Source organism: Halpernia humi (genome assembly GCF_900108025.1).
GTDB lineage: Bacteria > Bacteroidota > Bacteroidia > Flavobacteriales > Weeksellaceae > Halpernia > Halpernia humi.
Map to the genome: position 1 here is coordinate 388,526 of NZ_FNUS01000002.1, position 17,942 is coordinate 406,467.

Consider the following 17,942-nt stretch of genomic DNA (forward strand, 5'->3'; position numbering starts at 1 on the left):
AAATGATTAATATAAAATATGGCAACTAAAATGGACGGCACAGAGGAGGCGCAAAAAAAAGCGATTACCTATTATGACAAGTTATCTGTAATTTACGATTTCATCTCAAATTGGTATTATAAAAAAGCACGGAAATATGCTATTTCAGAACTTAAAATTAATAGAGAAAATACAGTTTTAAACCTGCCTTGTGGCACAGGCGAAAATTTAAAATATTTCCAAAAGTTTTTGCAAAACTCTGGAAACATTATTGGTATAGACCTTTCAAGTGGAATGCTGGCACAAGCCAGGAAAAAGGTAGAGGCAAATAATTACAAAAATGTGCATCTCATAATAGAAAATGCTACAAAAATAGACCAGGATTGGATGAAAGATTTTTCTAATGGTAATTTTCCGGAAAAAGTGGATGCTGTATTTTGCGACCTCGGACTTTCCGGCCTTCCGGAATGGGAAAATATTATTGATAATATGATTTCGATTTTAAGGCCAGGTGGTAGAATAGTAATTTTAGATTGGTTTATAGAAGATCCCGGATTGAAAGGCGCTTTCGTAAAATGGATTGGAAAAGGAGAAGTGAACAGACCGATTTATCAATATTTAAAAACGAAAGTTTCAGATTTTAAAGTGGTTGATTCTTTTAATTTTGGCGGTGTTTTCGTGGCATCAGGTACAAAGCCTTAAAATAATTACTTATTTTGTAACCATCACAGCATATTAAACTTCTCCATCGCATTAATTTTAGTTTGATCAGCAATATCAATGTAAGGCTTCATTGCAGAATAATCGCTGTGACCTGTCCATTTCATGACAACCTGTGGTGGAATTCCAAGAGATAATGCATTGCAAATAAATGTTCTTCTACCGGCATGAGAACTCATGAGTGCATACTTTGGAAAAACTTCATCATATCTCTGATTTCCCTTATAATAAGTTTCTCTTATAGGTTCATCAATTTTTGCTAATTCCATTAATTCTCGTAGATATTCATTCATTCTTTGATTGCTAATTACTGGCAATGCTTTATAATTGTCAAATTGTGAATCTTTATATTTATTTAAGAGTGCTTTGCTGTGATTATTCAATTCAATGACTAAACTATCAGATGTTTTAACAGTAATGATTTCGATAAAATTTTCACTAATATCACTACGTTTGAGATTTTCTACGTCTGAATATCGTAAACCTGTAAAACATTGAAAAAGGAAAACATCACGAACTCTATCTAAGTATTTCTTTTTCGCTGGAATCTTTAAATTTTTCACACTCTTTAATTCTTCTTGAGTAAGAAATATAATCTTCTTTTGAACAGTTTTTAGTTTTGGTCTAAAATGTTGAAAAGTCATATTTGAATTATAACCTTTTTTAGTAGCCCACTTTAAAAACCACCGCAAAAATGAAAAATTCTTTAAAGTAGTTGAGTTTTGAAGTTCTAATTTTTCCTGTAGGAAGTATTGATATTTTAGTAGTTTCTCTTCATCTATGCTTTCGAAATCTAATTTTGGGTCGAATGATTTAAGGTGTTTTCTAAACGTTTTCATCTTTGCGGAAGTTGTATTTGTCCATAGATTAATCCTTGATTCTTCTATTACGAATAAATCGAAAATTTCAAACACCGTTTTCTCAATTTCAACTTCTGTCACAACCTTTTTACCAATTTCTAAATTAAATTGCTCTTTTACAGATTTTTTATCCGGTGTGTTGTTTTCATAAAAGAAATTTCTAAAAACACGTTCGCATGCTAATTCGTAATCAGTGATTTTTTTATTTATTACACTTGCCGGAATTTTCTTTACACCATGTGTAGAGTTTGTTTTACAACGTTGAGTTTCTAAACTCCATTTGTCAAATTCCGCTCTGTAACCAACACCAAAAGCGATTATATTTTTATCCCATTTTATTCTAAATCGGATTTTTCCGGTCGTGCTGTCTTTTTCTTTGTCAAGCAAAAATTGAGAATGATAATTAATTTCCATCAGTAATAAGTTTTTGATTTATCAATTTCTACATTAAAATTATTTACGGAGACACCTCCTTTTTGAACTAAATCATCATACGAATAAATCATAGTTTTAATCAGTTGACCATCAGAATAGAAATTAATAGTTTTTGTAATGTCTTTAGATGTATCGGCTTTATTGTCTTTTGGGTGTAGTAAAATTTTGAAAGATAATGAGGAAATTGGTGCAGTGGTTTCAAATGCTTCATTTTCGGCTACATAATCTCTGTTCTCGCCTTTCTCATTTTTTTTATTAATAAATTCCTGTGATATTTTTAAAGGTTCAGAAATAGACCTGAAACTGAAATTTCCATTTTCATCTCTCCAATTATTATTGCCCATAGCACTTTCGCTGATTTGTAATTGAGAATTATCTAAATTTAAAATTTGAGAGAGATTTTTATCATTCCGTTTTACAATCCGCCACCAAGAAGATTGCTCGTATTGGTTCCAATCTCCACTATTAACTATTTCAACTTTTATATTTTGTTGAGATTTATTTGATTTCTGATTTTTTGCGTTATTAACAATTGTTGAAGTTTTTTTCTTTAAAGTTTGCTTTTGTTTTTGTGCATGAAAAGAAACTCCAAGGGTAAAAAAGCCAATAAGTAAAAACTTCCTCATGTTTACTTATTTAATAGTTCTATGAGCAAACTAACTTGCCTCATACTTTCAGTTAATTGATCTTGACTTGTTTTCAGCCTATTCATCGTTTCTGCTTGGAGTTCAATCATACCTGAAAACTCACTGTGGGTAATAGAAAAATTGCCATTACCGTTTACATTTCCATTAATATTGTTATTTACACTATTTGGCGATCCATTACTATGAATATTTTGATTGACTGGTTTAAGCATTTCCCCAGTTCCCGATATAAACCATTCTGGATTCAAATCTGTAAATGCAATTAATATTTTTTCGACGGTATCGGAATTTAATCCTGAATCATTCTTAATTGCTCTTCCTATTAAACCCACCGATAATCCGGCATCAACAGTAACCTTATTTGCATTCAAATTTTTATGGAGCATATACTTTTGCAGCCTTTCAGTAATAGTCATGAATATTTATTTATTGATTTATATCTATATATTTGCACTTAATATAGAAATAAATCTATATTTGTAATCTAATTGCAATACAAATATAGTAAATTATTTATATAAAAATATAATTGAAATGAAAAAAGTGAGTGTATTAATAGTTCAAAAGATTTTGAATGAGAATAATTTCAGCATAGAGTTAGCCAAAATACTTGACATTCAGCAACAATCGGTTTTAGGTCTTGCGAAAAGAAACAGCAATAAACTTACATTATTTATCGCTGTTCAATTTTATAAAGAAAAAGGATTTACAGAGGAAGAGATTTTTCTGCAACCAAAAATAAATTCTAACTAATATGGAAGACAGAGACAAACCAATCTGGCAGTTAACAATTGGCGAATTTGTAGCAATATTAGAGTCCAGATTACCTGTTGATAAAATCGAATCAATTTCAAAAAATACAACTAACACCAAGTATGTATACGGCATAGCTGGATTAGCAAAACTTATAGGTTGCTCAAAAAATTATGCAGGAATATTAAAAAGAACTGGAATATTTGATGAGGCAATTAGCCAAAACGGACGAACGATTATTATTGATTCAGAGTTGGCTTTGAAACTTTTTAACGATCATCAAAAATGAGAAATATAAATCCCAAAACACCAATCTGGCAACTGACTGTTGAGGAATTTTTAGAAGTTGCAAATAAATTGAATGCTGAAAAAAAATATGAATATGGCTTGAAAGGAATTGCGAAAATTCTTGGCTGTTCTCTATCTAAAGCAAATGAAATAAAATCTTCCGGAATATTAGACAGAGCAATAGTGCAAAATGGCAATATAATTATAGTAGAAATAGATAAAGCACTAAAATTGTTCGCCAAGCATGGAAAATTATAATCTGGAACTTTCTGAACGTATTTGGAAGTTTAATGAAAGCAGAGCATTAGGATTGTCAACGCTATCGATTTATTTTTTTTTACTAAAGATAAGTGTAGAAATTGATAGTTTAAAGTTTACTATTTCTGATACTGAAGTTAGTAAACAACTTAAGATGACAAGGAAAACTGTAAAAGTTTGCAAAGAAAAACTCCGAAGATTTGGAATTATTTCTTATCGCTCAATATCTGGCATTCCTGCAGAAATAACATTGATATCAGATTATCCTTTAATTCTTGATAACCAACATTTTGACGATGATTTAAATAAAAAAAGAAAAGCAAAGAAGCAAAATGAAGAGGTTTTAGTTCAAACAATAATTTTTAAAACTCCAGTTTCAGAAATTGATGATATTTCAAGAAAGAAAATAATGTATTTTCCAACTCTTGAAGAATTTATCGAGTATGCGGAATCGATAGAAACTTATGATGATAATTTATTATTAGAAATTAAAAACAAACATCAAACCTGGATAAATAACGGTTGGAAAAATAGTTTCGATCGACCTATAACCAATTGGAAGTCCGCATTAAAAAATTCTCTACCTTAATTATATAATAGTGCATTAAAAAATAAAAAATCAATCGAGACAATCCCGATTATCAAACGAATAAAGATTGACGGTGATTCATAGTAATGGGTAAAAGCAAAGTTTTTAAAATTTATAAGATGATAATAAGTGAGATAAAAGTTGGTCAGGCAGTTACTATCAAAGGAATGCTTACCGAATATCAGGGAATTAAGAAAGTAAAAGTTTCCAGTTTTGGTAAAGTAGAAAAGCGTGTTTTCAAAGGAATTGATATTGAAATTTATAAATATTTCAGTTTACAAGATGGAACCAAAACTTTAGAAAGCGAAGGAATCAAATTACAAACAGAACTGAAATAATTTTTTGAGTATTTGATATATGGCGGTCCCAAACAAAGATCTTCGGATCATCCGGAAAGAAATTGAAAATAGTAGTGAGAGATTGCCTGATAAAATTCGATTGGGAAACCATTTTGTGGACGATTTTATTTTCGAAAATAGTGAGGCTGCGGATATTCCTATCAATGCATTGAGGGTGATATTTAACATTGTAAGCATCATTGGGAATGAGCAGTTTCGCCCTACAGATCGTCCGCATCAACTTTCTCTCTTTGACGAAGAATTTGAAACAGATAACAATACTTTTGCTTCCATAAAAATCAGGAACAGTAAAATTTCTCCAAGCGGATCTACTAAACAAGTAGTTGCTGCTTACGAATTCCTTACAAAATTTAAAATGGCTTGGTACAGATCTGAAAACTCAAAAGGCAAAGAAATTAAAACTTTTGGTGGACTTATTTCCCTTCCAAGTTATGATGTTAGAGGTTTTACCACATTTTTGATCAGCAGTTATTGGTTGAAAAAATTAATGGTTATACCTGAATACAATTACGTTCTGTACAATTTGGTGTATCATATTCGAAACAATAAACACGTCATATTTGCAATATGGCTCTCTAAAATCCCTGATATGGGAACATCTGTAAAACTTTCTACACTCAATAAAAAATTTGGTCTCAATTATAAAACAGCCAATGATTTTTGCTTCAAATTTTTAAAACCAGCAAGATTAAATCTAAATAAATACAACAATTTGTCTTTCAATTTTAAATGTGACAAAGATTTGATTACAATTTATCCATACGATACAAGTAAAATAGTTGCTAAAGAGATTTCAAAGGTTTCAAAAGTGAATTTAAAAATCAACAAAAGGTTGAATTATTTAAAAGAGAGATATGGCTTAAAGGAAGATGAAATGGTCCAGTTCTTTTATCATTACAAAAATATTGCACAAACAAGAGATTTTATTGAAAAAGCATTTGTTGAATTTGTAAAAACAAACAGAATGCTGAAAAAAAAATCAACGGACTATCAAGGTCGTGCTTTTCTGAATGAAATTCAAAACATCATCAAAAAGAATTATGCAGATACAAAAATGGGAGAGTTGTTTCCAAATGGTTATCCTGTTATCATTTGAATTCGGATTTGGACTCATTCAATTTCGGATTTGGACTCATTCGCATTTCGGAATTGGACTCGCTGAAGTTAATGAAATGTTAAAATTATGAATTTTGAGTGCTACTTTTCGGAATTGGACTCATTCATTGCAGATTAGAAATGATATTGTGGATAACTTTATAGACAATTATCTATGCTTTCGGAATGGGACTCATGTGTAATAGTGCTTTTATTCGGAATTGGACTCATCTCTTTTTCGGAATTGGACTCGTGCAACTTTCGGATTTGGACTCATTTCAAAAATGTTGTAAACTCCTTTCTATAAGTCGATACAGTGGTTTAGTAAAAGGGATTTAAAAGTAAATAAAAGTTTTTTTTTATCTAAAAGGATTTTGGGGGTAAAAATTTGCTTTAAAAAAGAAAAAAATGAATTGCGAACAAATCAAGAAAAAAATAAGTATTAGAAGTGTTTTAGAATCATTTAATCTATATCCTGAAAAACAAAATTCTAAAACTGCTTTCTACTTCGCGATTGATCGCGAAGAAAAAAAACCAAGTCTTTGCGTAGATTTTGTAAAAAACAAAGCATTTGATTTCGGAACTGGAAAAAGTTATGATGTGGTTTCTATCGTACAACAAATGAATAAATGTTCGGTTTCTGAAGCGTTAGAATATTTGAAAAAGTTTGATATTCCTGTAAATTCTCTAAATATAAACAGAAATGAATCAAATAAAAACTACAAAATTTTAGAAGTGAAAGAGATTGAACATCCTGCTTTAGTTCAATATTTAAAAGCTCGAAAAGTCTTTGAACAAAGACATTTGGTTAAAGAAATACATTATCAAATGAACGGAAAGCCGTACTTTGGAATTGGTTTTTATAATAATTCCGGAGGAATTGAAATCCGAAATAAATATTTGAAAATCTGCTTGGGAAAAAAGGATGTCACTTTTATCAAGAATCATAATGTGAAAAAAGAGATTTGCGTTTTTGAAGGTTATTTTGATTTTCTCACCTATCTCCGTTTGCCAAATGCTCAAAATTCAAATTCCGATTTTTTAATTTTAAATTCGACTGCAATGTTTTTTAAAATTGAAGAAGAATTAAAGGAGTATGAAAAAATTGTGCTTTTTCTGGATAACGATTTGAATGGAAAAAATTTAACTGAAGAGATAATTAACAAATATGAAAGTGTGGAGGATTGTTCTGTTTTGTATCGGAGTTTTAAGGATCTGAATGTGTGGTTTTTAAGCAATTTAAAAGAATGGCAATAGTTTGAAAATTTATTTTACGAAATGTAATATTTGAAATAATAAATATTATATTTGCGTAACACTACACATTGTGTAGTAGATAGCAAATAAAATATAAGTGGAAAAAGAAGTTAAAACATATAATTATTTAGAGGAATATATTGATACTGTACGTTCTAAAGGAAAATATGCATTTACATTGGAAGAATTAAAGGAAAAATTTGATGTAACAGATAAAGCAATTCTCCAAAATCTATATCGGCTAAAAACTAAAAAGAAGATTGTGAAAATTCGAAAAGGTTTTTATACCATTCTTCCTGCAGAATACTCAAATTATGGAGTAATTCCTACTACAATGTTTTTAGATGATATGATGTTATCACTAAATAAAAAATATTATTTAGGGTTAATATCGGCGGCTGCAATTCACGGTGCATCCCACCAACAATCTATGGAAACCTTTGTAATAACAGAAAAACCAGCGTTAAGGGATATAAAAAACCAGAAACTAAAAATCAATTTTTTTGTAAAAAACGAATGGAATAAAGAAGATATAATACAAGTGAAAACAGATGCAGGATATGTAAATGTTTCTTCTCCAGAACTCACCGCTTTGGATTTGTTGTACTATGTAGAAAAATTAGGAATGAACAGAGTGGTGACAATATTAAAAGAATTAGTGGAAGTTATAAAACCAAGTCATCTAGCCAAAACTGCTAAAAATTATTCTCAAAATGCCACCCTACAAAGATTGGGTTATTTATTGGAATTCGAGTTAAAAAATGAAAAGTTGAGTGAAGTAATTTATGTAACAATCGCTAATAAAAAAGGAGTAAACATACCATTGATGCCCGGAAAAAATAGGGAAGGAATGATAAATGCAAAATGGCGGATTATATATAATATTAATATCGAAAACGATTTATGATACCGAGAAGATATATAGAAGAGTGGAGAGAATTTGCTCCTTGGCCAGAAAATGGACAAGTAGAACAAGATTTAATTATAGAAAGAACACTTGTAGAATTGTTTTCTGATCCATTTTTAAATGAAAATCTTGCATTTCGTGGTGGAACTGCTTTACACAAATTATTTTTAAAACCACAAGCAAGATATTCGGAGGATATAGATTTGGTGCAGATTATACCTGGTCCTATAAAACCAATTTTAGTAAAAATCAGAGAGAAATTATCTACATTTTTAGGGACAAAAAGAAAAATTGTAAGCAGTATTCACAATAATACAGCAACTTATCGCTTTGAAACTGAAATTCCGCCAGTTATTCAGATGCGATTAAAAATAGAAATCAATTGTAGAGAACACTTTACAGTTTTAGGACTTCAAAAAGTTCCTTTTAAAATGAAAAACGGTTGGTTTACTGGAGAATGCATGATCAAAACTTATCATATTGAAGAATTACTAGGAACGAAATTAAGAGCATTATATCAACGAAGAAAAGGAAGAGATTTATTTGATTTGGATATTGCATTATCAAACCTCGAAATCAATACAGAGAATTTAATCAAATGCTACAAAGAGTACATTAATTTTTCAGACGGCGTAAATCCAACTGGTAAAATGTTTCAGATCAATATGGAAGAAAAAATGCAGGACGACGAATTTAGAAATGATATTTTTACAATTTTAAGACCAGGATTGGAATATAATAATGATTTGGCTTATAAAGCAGTTACAGAAAAAATTATCAACAAAATTTAGAGATAATTATCATGGAAGAAAAAATTATAAGAGAAGAGTTATCGAAAATCTTAATAGATGATCCAACTAACTATGGTAAAATTTTAGAATTATCTTCTAAGCTTTCAAGTTTTGATGTGCAAAATGTTCGATTTAGTGTTGATGCAGGAATAATAAATAGATTAGGTAAAGAACTTGTTGGACGGCAAGAAACAGCAGTTTCAGAATTAGTAAAGAATGCCTACGATGCAGATGCTAAAAACGTTAAATTGATTTATGTAAATGCATGGAATAAAGGTGGTACTTTAGAGATTATTGATGATGGAACTGGGATGAATAAAGAAGAATTGGTCAATGGTTTTATGAGATTATCTTCATCTGATAAAATTCATAACCCAATTTCAAATAATTACCAACGAATAAGAGCCGGAAGAAAAGGAATTGGAAGATTTGCTACTCAACGTTTAGGAGATAAATTAACTATTATTACTCAAAAAGAAGATTTAGATTATGCCTTAAAAGTTTCAATAGACTGGGATAAATTTGCATCAGACATAGATTTATCCACAATTTCAAATTCAATTGAAATTATAGAAAAGCAAAAAGAACAAGGAACGAATTTAATTATTGAAAATTTAAGAGAAGGTTGGAGTAACGCAACGATTAAAAAAGTATATAGGTATACCTCTGATTTGCTGCAGCCCTTTCCACTTTCCAAAGAAAAAAAAGAAAAAGAAAAAAATAAATTAGATCCTGGTTTTAAAAGTTCATATTACAGAGAGTTTGTATCAGATGAAAATTTAATTATCGACGAAGAAGAAGCTTTTTTAAAGAATGCATTGGCAGAAATCGAAGGTTATGTATTAGAAGATGGACAAGGATGTTGGTCATTACAAAGCGAAAAACTTAATTTTCCTCAAGAAGTTTTTTTAATTGGAAAAGAAAAAGATTTACCCGAGTCAAAATTTAATTTTATAAAAGGAGTACATTTTAAATGTTATTATTTTATATATGAGACTTCTCTGTTGCCTTCACAAACAATGACATTCATTAAAGAAGTTGCTAATGAAAGAGGAGGTATAAGAATGTATAGAAATGGTTTTAGAGTTCCTCCTTATGGTGAAAAATTAAATGATTGGCTAGGTCTTGACGAATCAACTGCTAAAAGAGTAATTCTATCTTCTCATCGAAATATTAATTTTTTTGGATTTGTAGAAATCACTGATGAATCAGGATTATTATTTGATGAAACTTCTAGTAGGGAAGGACTTTTCGAAAATGATGCTTTTCAAGAGTTAGTTAATTTTACACAACGATGTTTAATTAGTGCTGTGATAAAAATTGCGGATTTAAGAGGCCGAAAATCTACTACAGGTCAAAGAAATTGGGAAAAAACAGAAAATCCATCTAAAAAGGTCGATACAGCTATTGAAAAAATAAAAGAAATTTTTGAGGAAGAAGAACCTAATAAAGATGAAAATTCAGATTCAAAAAAACATTCGGATAAAAAAGAAAAATTTAATAAGGCATTTGAAGAATTTAAACAGGCTAGAGAAGAAGAAAAAATAGAAAAACAAAAATTAATTGAAGAAATTAATATGCTGAGAATATTAGCTGCTCTAGGTTTGGTTATTGGTGAATTTGTTCATGAAGTAAAAAGATTTTTACCTGGGTTTGACACAGATACTAGATTTCTTAAAAAGGCAGTTAAAGATTATGATGAAGCTTTGAATCGAGTTGAAAGATTAGAGACAAATATTAAGTCTTTCACAGCTTATACATCATATTTTGATAGAGCAATTTCAAGAAATGTTTTCAGAGAATTAGAACCTATTGAATTGAGAAATGCTGTAAATGATTTTACTGATGTTGTTAGAAAAGATTTAGAGAGATCTGGCATTATACTTCATAAACCAGTTTATAATGATTTTGATTTAGATACCATACCAATGCATCCTTCTGAATGGTCTTCAATTTTATTTAATTTTTATACAAATTCCAAAAAAGCCATAAAAAGAAAGGGAGTGAAAGGTGAATTATTTATAAAATGTGGCAGAGAAAACAATAATGTTTATTTAGAGTTTTCTGATAATGGAGATGGAATAAGCGAAAAAGACGAAGATAAAATTTTTAATGCTTTTTTTACAACTTCAAGTGCCTCTGGTCATCATGATATTGATTCGGATTCATTATCTGGAACTGGTCTTGGGCTTAAAATATTAAAAGACATTATCGAAAGTTATAACGGTGCTATTTATGTAGCAGAAACAGAAACTAATTTTAGTACAACAATAAGAGTAGAAATCCCTGAAAACATTAAGAATGAGCAAATTTAAATATTTATATATAGATGATGAAAATGACCAATCCGTTACCGCTATTAGAGATGGTTTTGTAGATGAAGGTGTTATTGATATTGATGTTGAACAGCCAATGAATTTTAAAGAGCAAATAAAAGATTTGTCAACTAAATTGGAACATTATGATGGTCTAATTTTAGATTTCAGATTAAATCAAAATATGCAATTGGATGTTGCATATAATGCTCCTTCTATTGCACAAGAACTTAGGATGGCTGTCTCTGAACCTGAAATGAATTTAAAATCATTACCGATAATTTTATGTTCAACGGACGAAAGAATGCGAGCTACTTATGATGCTGATAAAACAAGTCATGATTTATTTGATTATAAGTTTTTAAAAGGAGACGAACCAGATTGGGAAAGATTTTCAAAAAAATTAAATTCTTTAGCAAATGGTTATAAATGGCTGAATGAAAAATCTAGAACAATCGAAGATGTTTTAGAACGAGAAGATATTTACAATTTTGACCCAAGAATTACGGAAAAATTTAAAGACCCAGATAACAAAGTTATTGCATATGATTACGCTCACTTTATAATTAAGGAGCTATTTAACCATCCCGGAGCATTAATTAAGGAACGGCTACTAGCATCTAGACTTGGTGTTAGTATTGAAGATTCAGGAGATGATTGGAATACTTTAAAAGAGCATTTATCAGCATTTAGGTTTTCAGGATTATTTAATGATGGTTGGGAAAGATGGTGGATGGATAAAATTAATTCTTTGTTTAAAGAAGTAAGTAAAGGAAAAAGATTAACAAACCTCAATGCTGTTCAAAGAGTAGAAGTTTTAAAAGAGTTTTTTTCTCTTAAAAATTTAAAAGAAGCTGAACCTATTGAATCTTGTGTGAGTTCAAATTTTTGGGCTATTTGTGAAGAAACAAAATTACCATTAGACCCAATTGAAGGTTTTAAAGTTTTCCAAAGCGATGATTTAAAACCATGGCAAGAACCTAAATATTTATCTTTCTATGCAATAGCAATTGAAGGAATTAAAAGGAAAGGTTTAAAACCCCATTTTAGTGAGAATGAAAAGATACAATTAATGAAAGATAGCTTTAAATGAAAATTGAACAATTTAGACAATCGAGAGCAGACGACTTGATAACTGCTGCTAAAATTATTGAAAGCGTTTTTTCAGGAAGTATTTTAACTACTCCAATTTATATAGCCGCAGAAGAACTAAGAAAAGGTGCTCCTTTTTTAAAAGACGGTACCACCAATAATGATTTATGGGGTTATGAAATTTGTGACTTAAAAATCCCAGTTGACACAACAAAACACATGCGTCCAAAGGGTATAAATCATAAAAATGTGGAATTAATATTAAACATGAAATTAGTCGCTAATTATAAAAATTGGAATGATTTAAACGACCCTTTAATAGATTTGAATTTTAATGCCGTAATTCGTGGTATTGGTGTTCAACCTCATTACTTCTGTTTTCATATCGACAAACATGATCCTTCAAAAGAAGCAACAGAACCACATCCAACATATCATCTTCAAATTGCAAGTAACCCACTTGATGAAGATGAATTTCAATATGGGAATACTTTGTTTCTTGATACTCCTAGAATAGTACATCATCCAGTAGATTTAATTTTAGGAATAGGGCTGTTAACTTCAAATTTTTTTCCGTTTGCTTTTGATAATATTATGGATGATGGTTATTTTTCATCAATATACAAAGTATATCAAGATAAAATACTAAAACCATACTATCATACTATTGCCAGTAATTGGTCATATGATATTGCAAATATTTGTTGGTCAAAACAACATTTATGCCCAACGATAATTTAAAAATGAATAAAGAAATATTTAAATACTTACAAAATAATTATACTACCGATACTTTACTAGTAGATAGGTTGATAGTTTCCTCGTTTTTAAGATTTAATAAAATAGAAGTTTACAAAAACGAATTTATTAAGAAATATATAATTTTCGATAATGATCTAAACGAAAATAAGGCTGTTGGTGAGTTTATTGAAATTATAAAAGTTCATATAAAAAAGTTTGATTTTGAGACTTTAATTCAGTTATTTGAATTTGTTATTTCTCCAGATGATAAAATTATAACCGGTGCAATATATACTCCAAAAAAAATAAGAGAGTACATTGTTAAACAAGCTCTTCATAATAAAGTTATTGACGAAAATTTTAAAATAGCTGATATTTCATGTGGATGTGGTAGTTTCTTATATGAAGCCGCTTTATATATTAACAAAAGCACAAACAAAAATTTTTTTGAAATTATCAGAGATAATATATTTGGGTTAGACATACAAAATTATTCAACAAATCGAACAAAAATTGTATTGACATTACTTGCTATTTTTAATGGAGAGGACAATGATTTACTTAAATATAATATTTATACGGGTGATGCACTAGAATTTAAATGGACTAATGGCATTAATGATTTTAGCGGATTTATGTGTATTGTAGGTAATCCCCCGTATGTGTGCTCAAGAAATATTCCTGACACGACAAAAAATCATCTTTCCAAATGGGAAGTTTGTTCTACAGGACACCCTGATTTATATATTCCATTTTTTCAAATTGGTATTGAAAATTTATCTATAGATGGTATACTTGGATATATAACAATGAATACTTTTTTCAAAAGCGTAAATGGTCGAGCATTAAGAGAATATTTTCAGAAGAAGAAACTAATGTTTAGAATAATTGACTTTGGAACAAAACAAATTTTTAAAAGTAAATCTACATATACATGTATTTGTTTAATTGAAAATAATCAAAGTGAATTTTTAAATTATATAAAGACTAATAGTTTAAAAATTAACTATAAATATAATTCATTGATTTACGATGAGCTGGAGTTTAAAAAAGGTTGGAATTTAGAAGAAACAAATTTAATAAATAAGATAGAAAAAACAGGGAAGCCATTCGGAGAATTATTTAAAACAAGAAATGGTATAGCAACACTAAAAAATAATATCTATATTTTTAATCCTGTTGATGAAGATAAAAAATTTTATTATTTAAAAATGAATGATGAAGTCTTTCCAATTGAAAAAGGAATATGTAAAAACGTTATTAATCCAAATAAGTTTACAAGAATTGATAATGTAAAAGAAATTAATAGAAAGTTAATATTTCCATATAAACACGAAAGTGGTAAAGTGCAATTAATAAAAGAAGATTTTTTTAAAAAGAAATTTCCTTTGACATACAAGTATTTAAAATCCAAAGAAAATGTTCTTGCTCAAAGAGATAAAGGTGAAGGTAAATATGAAAAGTGGTATGCTTACGGAAGAAACCAATCATTAGAAAAATTAAAATTTAAACTTTTTTTCCCTCATATAACTCCTGATATACCAAATTACGTAATTAATACAGATGAAAACTTATTATTTCATAATGGTTTAGCTGTTGTCACTGAAAATGAAAATGAATTGCTCTTTTTACAAAAACTCATGAGTTCTAAAATATTTTGGTTTTATATTAAAAACACGAGTAAGCCTTATGGCTCTCATTACTATTCTATGAGTAGAAATTATATTAAGAATTTTGGAGTTTACGACTTTACAAAAGCAGATAAACAGTATATCATTAATGAACCAGATCAGAGAATCGTAGATGTTTTTTTAGAAGAGAAATATGAGTTAGGAATTTAAGTGAACTTTAATCTTCCCAAAAAATGGATCATTTAAAAATATAGCCTTTAATTTGGGAGAAATATGAAAAACAGCTTCTTTACAGAGGTTCAGATTATTAAAATATTGTCTGAACAACAACAAGGAAATTAGTTGAATGAGATTTGCCGAGCGAATGGTATTTGTCAGCCAATATTTATAAATGAAAAATTATTCTAGTGGATTAGATGTGCAACAACTTTCGAAAATCAAAAATAATGGAGAAAGAAAAAACATTCTTACAAATCGACCAACTCATTCAGAACGTTGATCAGTTTAAATGCGAACCATTATTTTCTGATGAACGTAATAAGAGACACAGCAAGATTTTTTCTCCATTCATAAACGACGACAAAATTTTAAAAAAGCTTTCTCATTTAATCGCTTATAGTCAAAATGCAAACTCTGAAAAGGTGGAACAAGTTTTGAAGTCGGGTAATTTCGACGCCGCTTTTCTTAATTTTAAAATTGACGAAGTTGTTAAACTTAATCCATGTGATCTTGCTGACGAACACTGGTCTTCCATACAAGGAATCAGACAACAAGCGAAATTATTTCATATTGTAAGTTTAGCCCGGAAAATTAAAAACATCGGTTCATTCACTGAAATCTTGAATGAAAATCAAATTCCTAAAACGATTGATAATGAAAGCGATATAGCACAATTTTGGACTGGTTTTGACCAACTTTTGAAAATTCTTAAAAATAATAAAATCCCATTTTTTCAATCCACAACTTCTTTACTACATCTTTTGTTAGATTTGGGTTATGATTGTGTAAAACCGGATTTGGTAGTAATGAAAGTTGGTAAAAAACTGAACATTGTTGATAATATATTAGGAGACAAAAATTTCAGGAAAACAGTTCGTTTTATTCAAGAATACGCAATTGATAGAAAAATTCGACCTTCAGTAGTTGATTTTTATTTTCTAATCGATGAAGGACAGATGGGAGCGAGGAAGTTCGTGACTGAAGACTTTTATAAAAGAAAGTTTTAAAATTAAATTTATAGTTTGTTTTCACCTGATTGAAATCAGTCATTAATCTTATTTATTAAATACTTCCCTTGAGTAAATATTATTTTATTTCGTCTATTTTAGGTTGCTCCAGAGACTCGTATTCGTCTCTGTAAAATATTTTGCATTTATTAATCTTACTGCGAATTTTTATTTTTCTTAATTCTTTCTTTTTAACTTTCTCGAAAACATCTAATTCTTCAAAAACAGGATCCATAATGATAACATCTTTATAGCCTAATTTGAAGTGGTGACCATGTATTTCTACTTCCTCACAATTATTCATTCTATAAAACATTACCATTTCTCCAGAATCAATTGAGATTCCACCTTTTATAAAATCATTATTTAGATGGGCAGTAAATTCTCTGCAAGGTTCTTCGTAATATTTATTCTCAATCTTTGAAACAACCTTCGAAATATTTGCAAAAGTAAAATCACTTATTTCAGCAGATTTAAAATTTCTAAATTTAATTTTATGAAATTTTTCAATTTTCTGTAAATTCAGACAATATTCAATGAAGAAAGAATTGTCATCTGTTTTTTCAGTGTTTATAGGTTTCTGATAGAATGATTTCACACCATCCTTTAACACACTAAATCCAATACCAGATAAAACTTTGTCTAAAGCCTGGTAAAATGATAGATATGATGTAACATCTGAAATAATCTCTTTTACATTGCTTTCAAAGGATAACCTAGTATTTTTGTCGGAACCAAAAGTTAACTTTACATTTAAAGTAAAATTGTTATTATCAATAGTAATTTGTCTTACATTATCGGACGGCGCATTCATAAAATATTTTACATAGAAATTTTGAATTTCGAAACCGTCATCTAAAATTATGTCAACATTTCCATCGTATATGGGCAATTTCAAAATCCTGAATTCTGCAATATCTCCGTATTTTTTTATTCTAAATTTATCTGCCCAAATATCTATATTTATAAAATCGTCATTTTTTAAGATTAGTTCTCCCCCTGTTTTTCCAGAAACAAAATCCTCAAATCTTTTCACTAATACTTCATCATTTTTCATAGTGAAATTAACTTTGTGATTAATAAAGCCTTTTGAACTTGAAATATCTTGTAAATAAAAGCCTGCAATATTAGATTTTAATTGTAGATCATACCCAAAGTTTTTCGCAAAATTTGAAGCAGTATCCGCTGATACGCCTCCTTTCTCTAAATTTATGAATGTATTTGCATTGAGATATTCCAACAGTTCTGTAAATAAAACTTCGCCGGTGGTATTAATATACTTTATACCTTTCTTTGATAATTTGTCGATATTAAATTGTTGCAAATTTGGTGCGATAAAAAATCTTTCTTTCATGTCGTCTCCCAACGATTCTAATATTTTTTCAAAAATAATTTTAATATTGGCATCTTCTAATGAATACCCTATAAACATTATACTTTGGGTGCTTAATTTTTCTTTAACAGAATTCCAGAAAGGTTCAGATTCTGTGTTGTTTTTAAAGAAATTATTATAATCTGAATCCTTTAAGATGATCGTATCTGGAATAGATAAATCTCCATGGATCTTATAAATTTGAACTTTGCTCTTATTTATATAGGGTAAATCTTTATTAGAAATAAGAATTTGCGCTTTATTTCCCAAGGTATTTTCAAAAAGCTGATCGTAATTTGTAGTTATAATTATTTTAAAATGAGGAATTTCAGAAATTCTTTTATGTAGTTCTGTCGAAGTTGGTTTTGCTAAAAAAACATCTCGAAGTGTTTGTATTGTTGAATTTCTACTATTATGCAGATCAAACAAATTTTGTGTTAAAGTTGACAACGATTGATGCTTATCAATAATTTCTTTCTCCTTAACATTTAATCTATCGTAAAAAATACTTTTCAACACATTTCCGCTGGGATATCCAGCGTAAATTGATAAACCTGCACCTGCAAAAAGAACTACGTCTTCTTTACTTATTAAATCAAATAGCCTCGCTTTATATATTTCACTCAT

The 17,942-nt window shown here is 29.1% G+C and carries 19 protein-coding genes; 15 read left to right on the forward strand and 4 right to left on the reverse strand.

All coding sequences use genetic code 11. From position 1 onward, the window contains the following. Positions 1-18: 18 nt before the first annotated feature. Positions 19-681, forward strand: a complete 663-nt coding sequence (locus tag C4S29_RS06760; RefSeq protein WP_103913371.1) for a class I SAM-dependent methyltransferase — start codon at positions 19-21, stop codon at positions 679-681. Between the two features lie 23 nt (positions 682-704). On the opposite strand, the gene C4S29_RS06765 is transcribed toward C4S29_RS06760, so the two are convergent. The 3 genes from C4S29_RS06765 to C4S29_RS06775 are packed head-to-tail and all read right to left on the reverse strand — an operon-like array spanning position 705 to position 3,057. After that, complete coding sequence (locus C4S29_RS06765) at positions 705-1,973, reverse strand: site-specific integrase (RefSeq protein ID WP_103913372.1); 1,269 nt, start codon at positions 1,971-1,973, stop codon at positions 705-707. Continuing rightward, positions 1,973-2,620 (reverse strand): hypothetical protein, encoded by a 648-nt coding sequence (locus C4S29_RS06770; RefSeq protein WP_103913373.1) that lies wholly within the window; start codon positions 2,618-2,620, stop codon positions 1,973-1,975. The genes C4S29_RS06765 and C4S29_RS06770 overlap by 1 nt, the downstream gene beginning before the upstream one ends. Before the next feature lie 2 nt (positions 2,621-2,622). Then, the gene (locus C4S29_RS06775) at positions 2,623-3,057 is read right to left on the reverse strand and encodes a hypothetical protein (RefSeq protein ID WP_146063271.1); all 435 of its coding nucleotides are present in this window, start codon (positions 3,055-3,057) and stop codon (positions 2,623-2,625) included. Between the two features lie 118 nt (positions 3,058-3,175). Between C4S29_RS06775 and C4S29_RS06780 the strand changes: the two genes are divergently transcribed. From C4S29_RS06780 to C4S29_RS06845, 14 genes are all read left to right on the forward strand, one after another. Then, positions 3,176-3,394: a hypothetical protein gene (locus C4S29_RS06780; protein WP_103913375.1), complete on the forward strand. Its 219-nt coding sequence runs from the start codon at positions 3,176-3,178 to the stop codon at positions 3,392-3,394. A 1-nt stretch (position 3,395) separates the two neighbouring features. Then, a complete protein-coding gene (locus tag C4S29_RS06785) occupies positions 3,396-3,683 on the forward strand; it encodes a DUF3853 family protein (RefSeq protein ID WP_103913376.1) in 288 nt (95 codons plus the stop codon). Beyond that, the gene (locus C4S29_RS06790; RefSeq protein WP_103913377.1) at positions 3,680-3,940 is read left to right on the forward strand and encodes a DUF3853 family protein; all 261 of its coding nucleotides are present in this window, start codon (positions 3,680-3,682) and stop codon (positions 3,938-3,940) included. The genes C4S29_RS06785 and C4S29_RS06790 overlap by 4 nt, the downstream gene beginning before the upstream one ends. Next, a complete protein-coding gene (locus C4S29_RS06795) occupies positions 3,927-4,529 on the forward strand; it encodes a hypothetical protein (RefSeq protein WP_103913378.1) in 603 nt (200 codons plus the stop codon). The genes C4S29_RS06790 and C4S29_RS06795 overlap by 14 nt, the downstream gene beginning before the upstream one ends. A 119-nt stretch (positions 4,530-4,648) precedes the next feature. Next, complete coding sequence (locus C4S29_RS06800; protein ID WP_146063272.1) at positions 4,649-4,867, forward strand: hypothetical protein; 219 nt, start codon at positions 4,649-4,651, stop codon at positions 4,865-4,867. 19 nt (positions 4,868-4,886) lie between these two features. Beyond that, positions 4,887-5,984, forward strand: a complete 1,098-nt coding sequence (locus tag C4S29_RS06805; protein ID WP_103913380.1) for a hypothetical protein — start codon at positions 4,887-4,889, stop codon at positions 5,982-5,984. A gap of 407 nt (positions 5,985-6,391) precedes the next feature. Then, on the forward strand, positions 6,392-7,240 hold the full coding sequence (locus C4S29_RS06810; RefSeq protein WP_103913381.1) for a toprim domain-containing protein: 849 nt from the start codon (positions 6,392-6,394) through the stop codon (positions 7,238-7,240). 97 nt (positions 7,241-7,337) lie between these two features. Then, positions 7,338-8,147 (forward strand): type IV toxin-antitoxin system AbiEi family antitoxin domain-containing protein, encoded by an 810-nt coding sequence (locus C4S29_RS06815; protein WP_103913382.1) that lies wholly within the window; start codon positions 7,338-7,340, stop codon positions 8,145-8,147. Further along, the gene (locus C4S29_RS06820) at positions 8,144-8,938 is read left to right on the forward strand and encodes a nucleotidyl transferase AbiEii/AbiGii toxin family protein (RefSeq protein ID WP_103913383.1); all 795 of its coding nucleotides are present in this window, start codon (positions 8,144-8,146) and stop codon (positions 8,936-8,938) included. Before C4S29_RS06815 ends, C4S29_RS06820 begins: the two co-directional genes overlap by 4 nt. An 11-nt stretch (positions 8,939-8,949) precedes the next feature. Next, the gene (locus C4S29_RS06825) at positions 8,950-11,253 is read left to right on the forward strand and encodes a sensor histidine kinase (protein WP_103913384.1); all 2,304 of its coding nucleotides are present in this window, start codon (positions 8,950-8,952) and stop codon (positions 11,251-11,253) included. Continuing rightward, positions 11,240-12,346, forward strand: coding sequence for a hypothetical protein (locus tag C4S29_RS06830; protein WP_103913385.1), 1,107 nt, complete (start codon positions 11,240-11,242; stop codon positions 12,344-12,346). The genes C4S29_RS06825 and C4S29_RS06830 overlap by 14 nt, the downstream gene beginning before the upstream one ends. Beyond that, on the forward strand, positions 12,343-13,086 hold the full coding sequence (locus C4S29_RS06835) for a hypothetical protein (RefSeq protein ID WP_103913386.1): 744 nt from the start codon (positions 12,343-12,345) through the stop codon (positions 13,084-13,086). The genes C4S29_RS06830 and C4S29_RS06835 overlap by 4 nt, the downstream gene beginning before the upstream one ends. A 2-nt stretch (positions 13,087-13,088) precedes the next feature. Beyond that, entirely contained in the window at positions 13,089-14,927 is a 1,839-nt protein-coding gene (locus C4S29_RS06840) for an Eco57I restriction-modification methylase domain-containing protein (RefSeq protein WP_103913449.1), read from the forward strand. Between the two features lie 236 nt (positions 14,928-15,163). Further along, positions 15,164-15,943, forward strand: coding sequence for a hypothetical protein (locus C4S29_RS06845; protein ID WP_103913387.1), 780 nt, complete (start codon positions 15,164-15,166; stop codon positions 15,941-15,943). A 79-nt stretch (positions 15,944-16,022) separates the two neighbouring features. Here the strand turns inward: C4S29_RS06845 and C4S29_RS06850 are convergent, their stop codons facing one another. After that, the gene (locus tag C4S29_RS06850; RefSeq protein ID WP_103913388.1) at positions 16,023-17,942 is read right to left on the reverse strand and encodes an SIR2 family protein; all 1,920 of its coding nucleotides are present in this window, start codon (positions 17,940-17,942) and stop codon (positions 16,023-16,025) included.

Coding starts and splice junctions, on each gene's coding strand:
- C4S29_RS06850 (WP_103913388.1), bottom strand. CDS start 17,942: ATGAGTGAAATATATAAAGCGAGGCTATTTGATTTAATAAGTAAAGAA.
- C4S29_RS06765 (WP_103913372.1), bottom strand. CDS start 1,973: ATGGAAATTAATTATCATTCTCAATTTTTGCTTGACAAAGAAAAAGAC.
- C4S29_RS06785 (WP_103913376.1), top strand. CDS start 3,396: ATGGAAGACAGAGACAAACCAATCTGGCAGTTAACAATTGGCGAATTT.
- C4S29_RS06795 (WP_103913378.1), top strand. CDS start 3,927: ATGGAAAATTATAATCTGGAACTTTCTGAACGTATTTGGAAGTTTAAT.
- C4S29_RS06800 (WP_146063272.1), top strand. CDS start 4,649: ATGATAATAAGTGAGATAAAAGTTGGTCAGGCAGTTACTATCAAAGGA.
- C4S29_RS06775 (WP_146063271.1), bottom strand. CDS start 3,057: ATGACTATTACTGAAAGGCTGCAAAAGTATATGCTCCATAAAAATTTG.
- C4S29_RS06840 (WP_103913449.1), top strand. CDS start 13,089: ATGAATAAAGAAATATTTAAATACTTACAAAATAATTATACTACCGAT.
- C4S29_RS06770 (WP_103913373.1), bottom strand. CDS start 2,620: ATGAGGAAGTTTTTACTTATTGGCTTTTTTACCCTTGGAGTTTCTTTT.
- C4S29_RS06760 (WP_103913371.1), top strand. CDS start 19: ATGGCAACTAAAATGGACGGCACAGAGGAGGCGCAAAAAAAAGCGATT.
- C4S29_RS06835 (WP_103913386.1), top strand. CDS start 12,343: ATGAAAATTGAACAATTTAGACAATCGAGAGCAGACGACTTGATAACT.
- C4S29_RS06820 (WP_103913383.1), top strand. CDS start 8,144: ATGATACCGAGAAGATATATAGAAGAGTGGAGAGAATTTGCTCCTTGG.
- C4S29_RS06830 (WP_103913385.1), top strand. CDS start 11,240: ATGAGCAAATTTAAATATTTATATATAGATGATGAAAATGACCAATCC.
- C4S29_RS06845 (WP_103913387.1), top strand. CDS start 15,164: ATGGAGAAAGAAAAAACATTCTTACAAATCGACCAACTCATTCAGAAC.
- C4S29_RS06805 (WP_103913380.1), top strand. CDS start 4,887: ATGGCGGTCCCAAACAAAGATCTTCGGATCATCCGGAAAGAAATTGAA.
- C4S29_RS06810 (WP_103913381.1), top strand. CDS start 6,392: ATGAATTGCGAACAAATCAAGAAAAAAATAAGTATTAGAAGTGTTTTA.
- C4S29_RS06790 (WP_103913377.1), top strand. CDS start 3,680: ATGAGAAATATAAATCCCAAAACACCAATCTGGCAACTGACTGTTGAG.
- C4S29_RS06780 (WP_103913375.1), top strand. CDS start 3,176: ATGAAAAAAGTGAGTGTATTAATAGTTCAAAAGATTTTGAATGAGAAT.
- C4S29_RS06825 (WP_103913384.1), top strand. CDS start 8,950: ATGGAAGAAAAAATTATAAGAGAAGAGTTATCGAAAATCTTAATAGAT.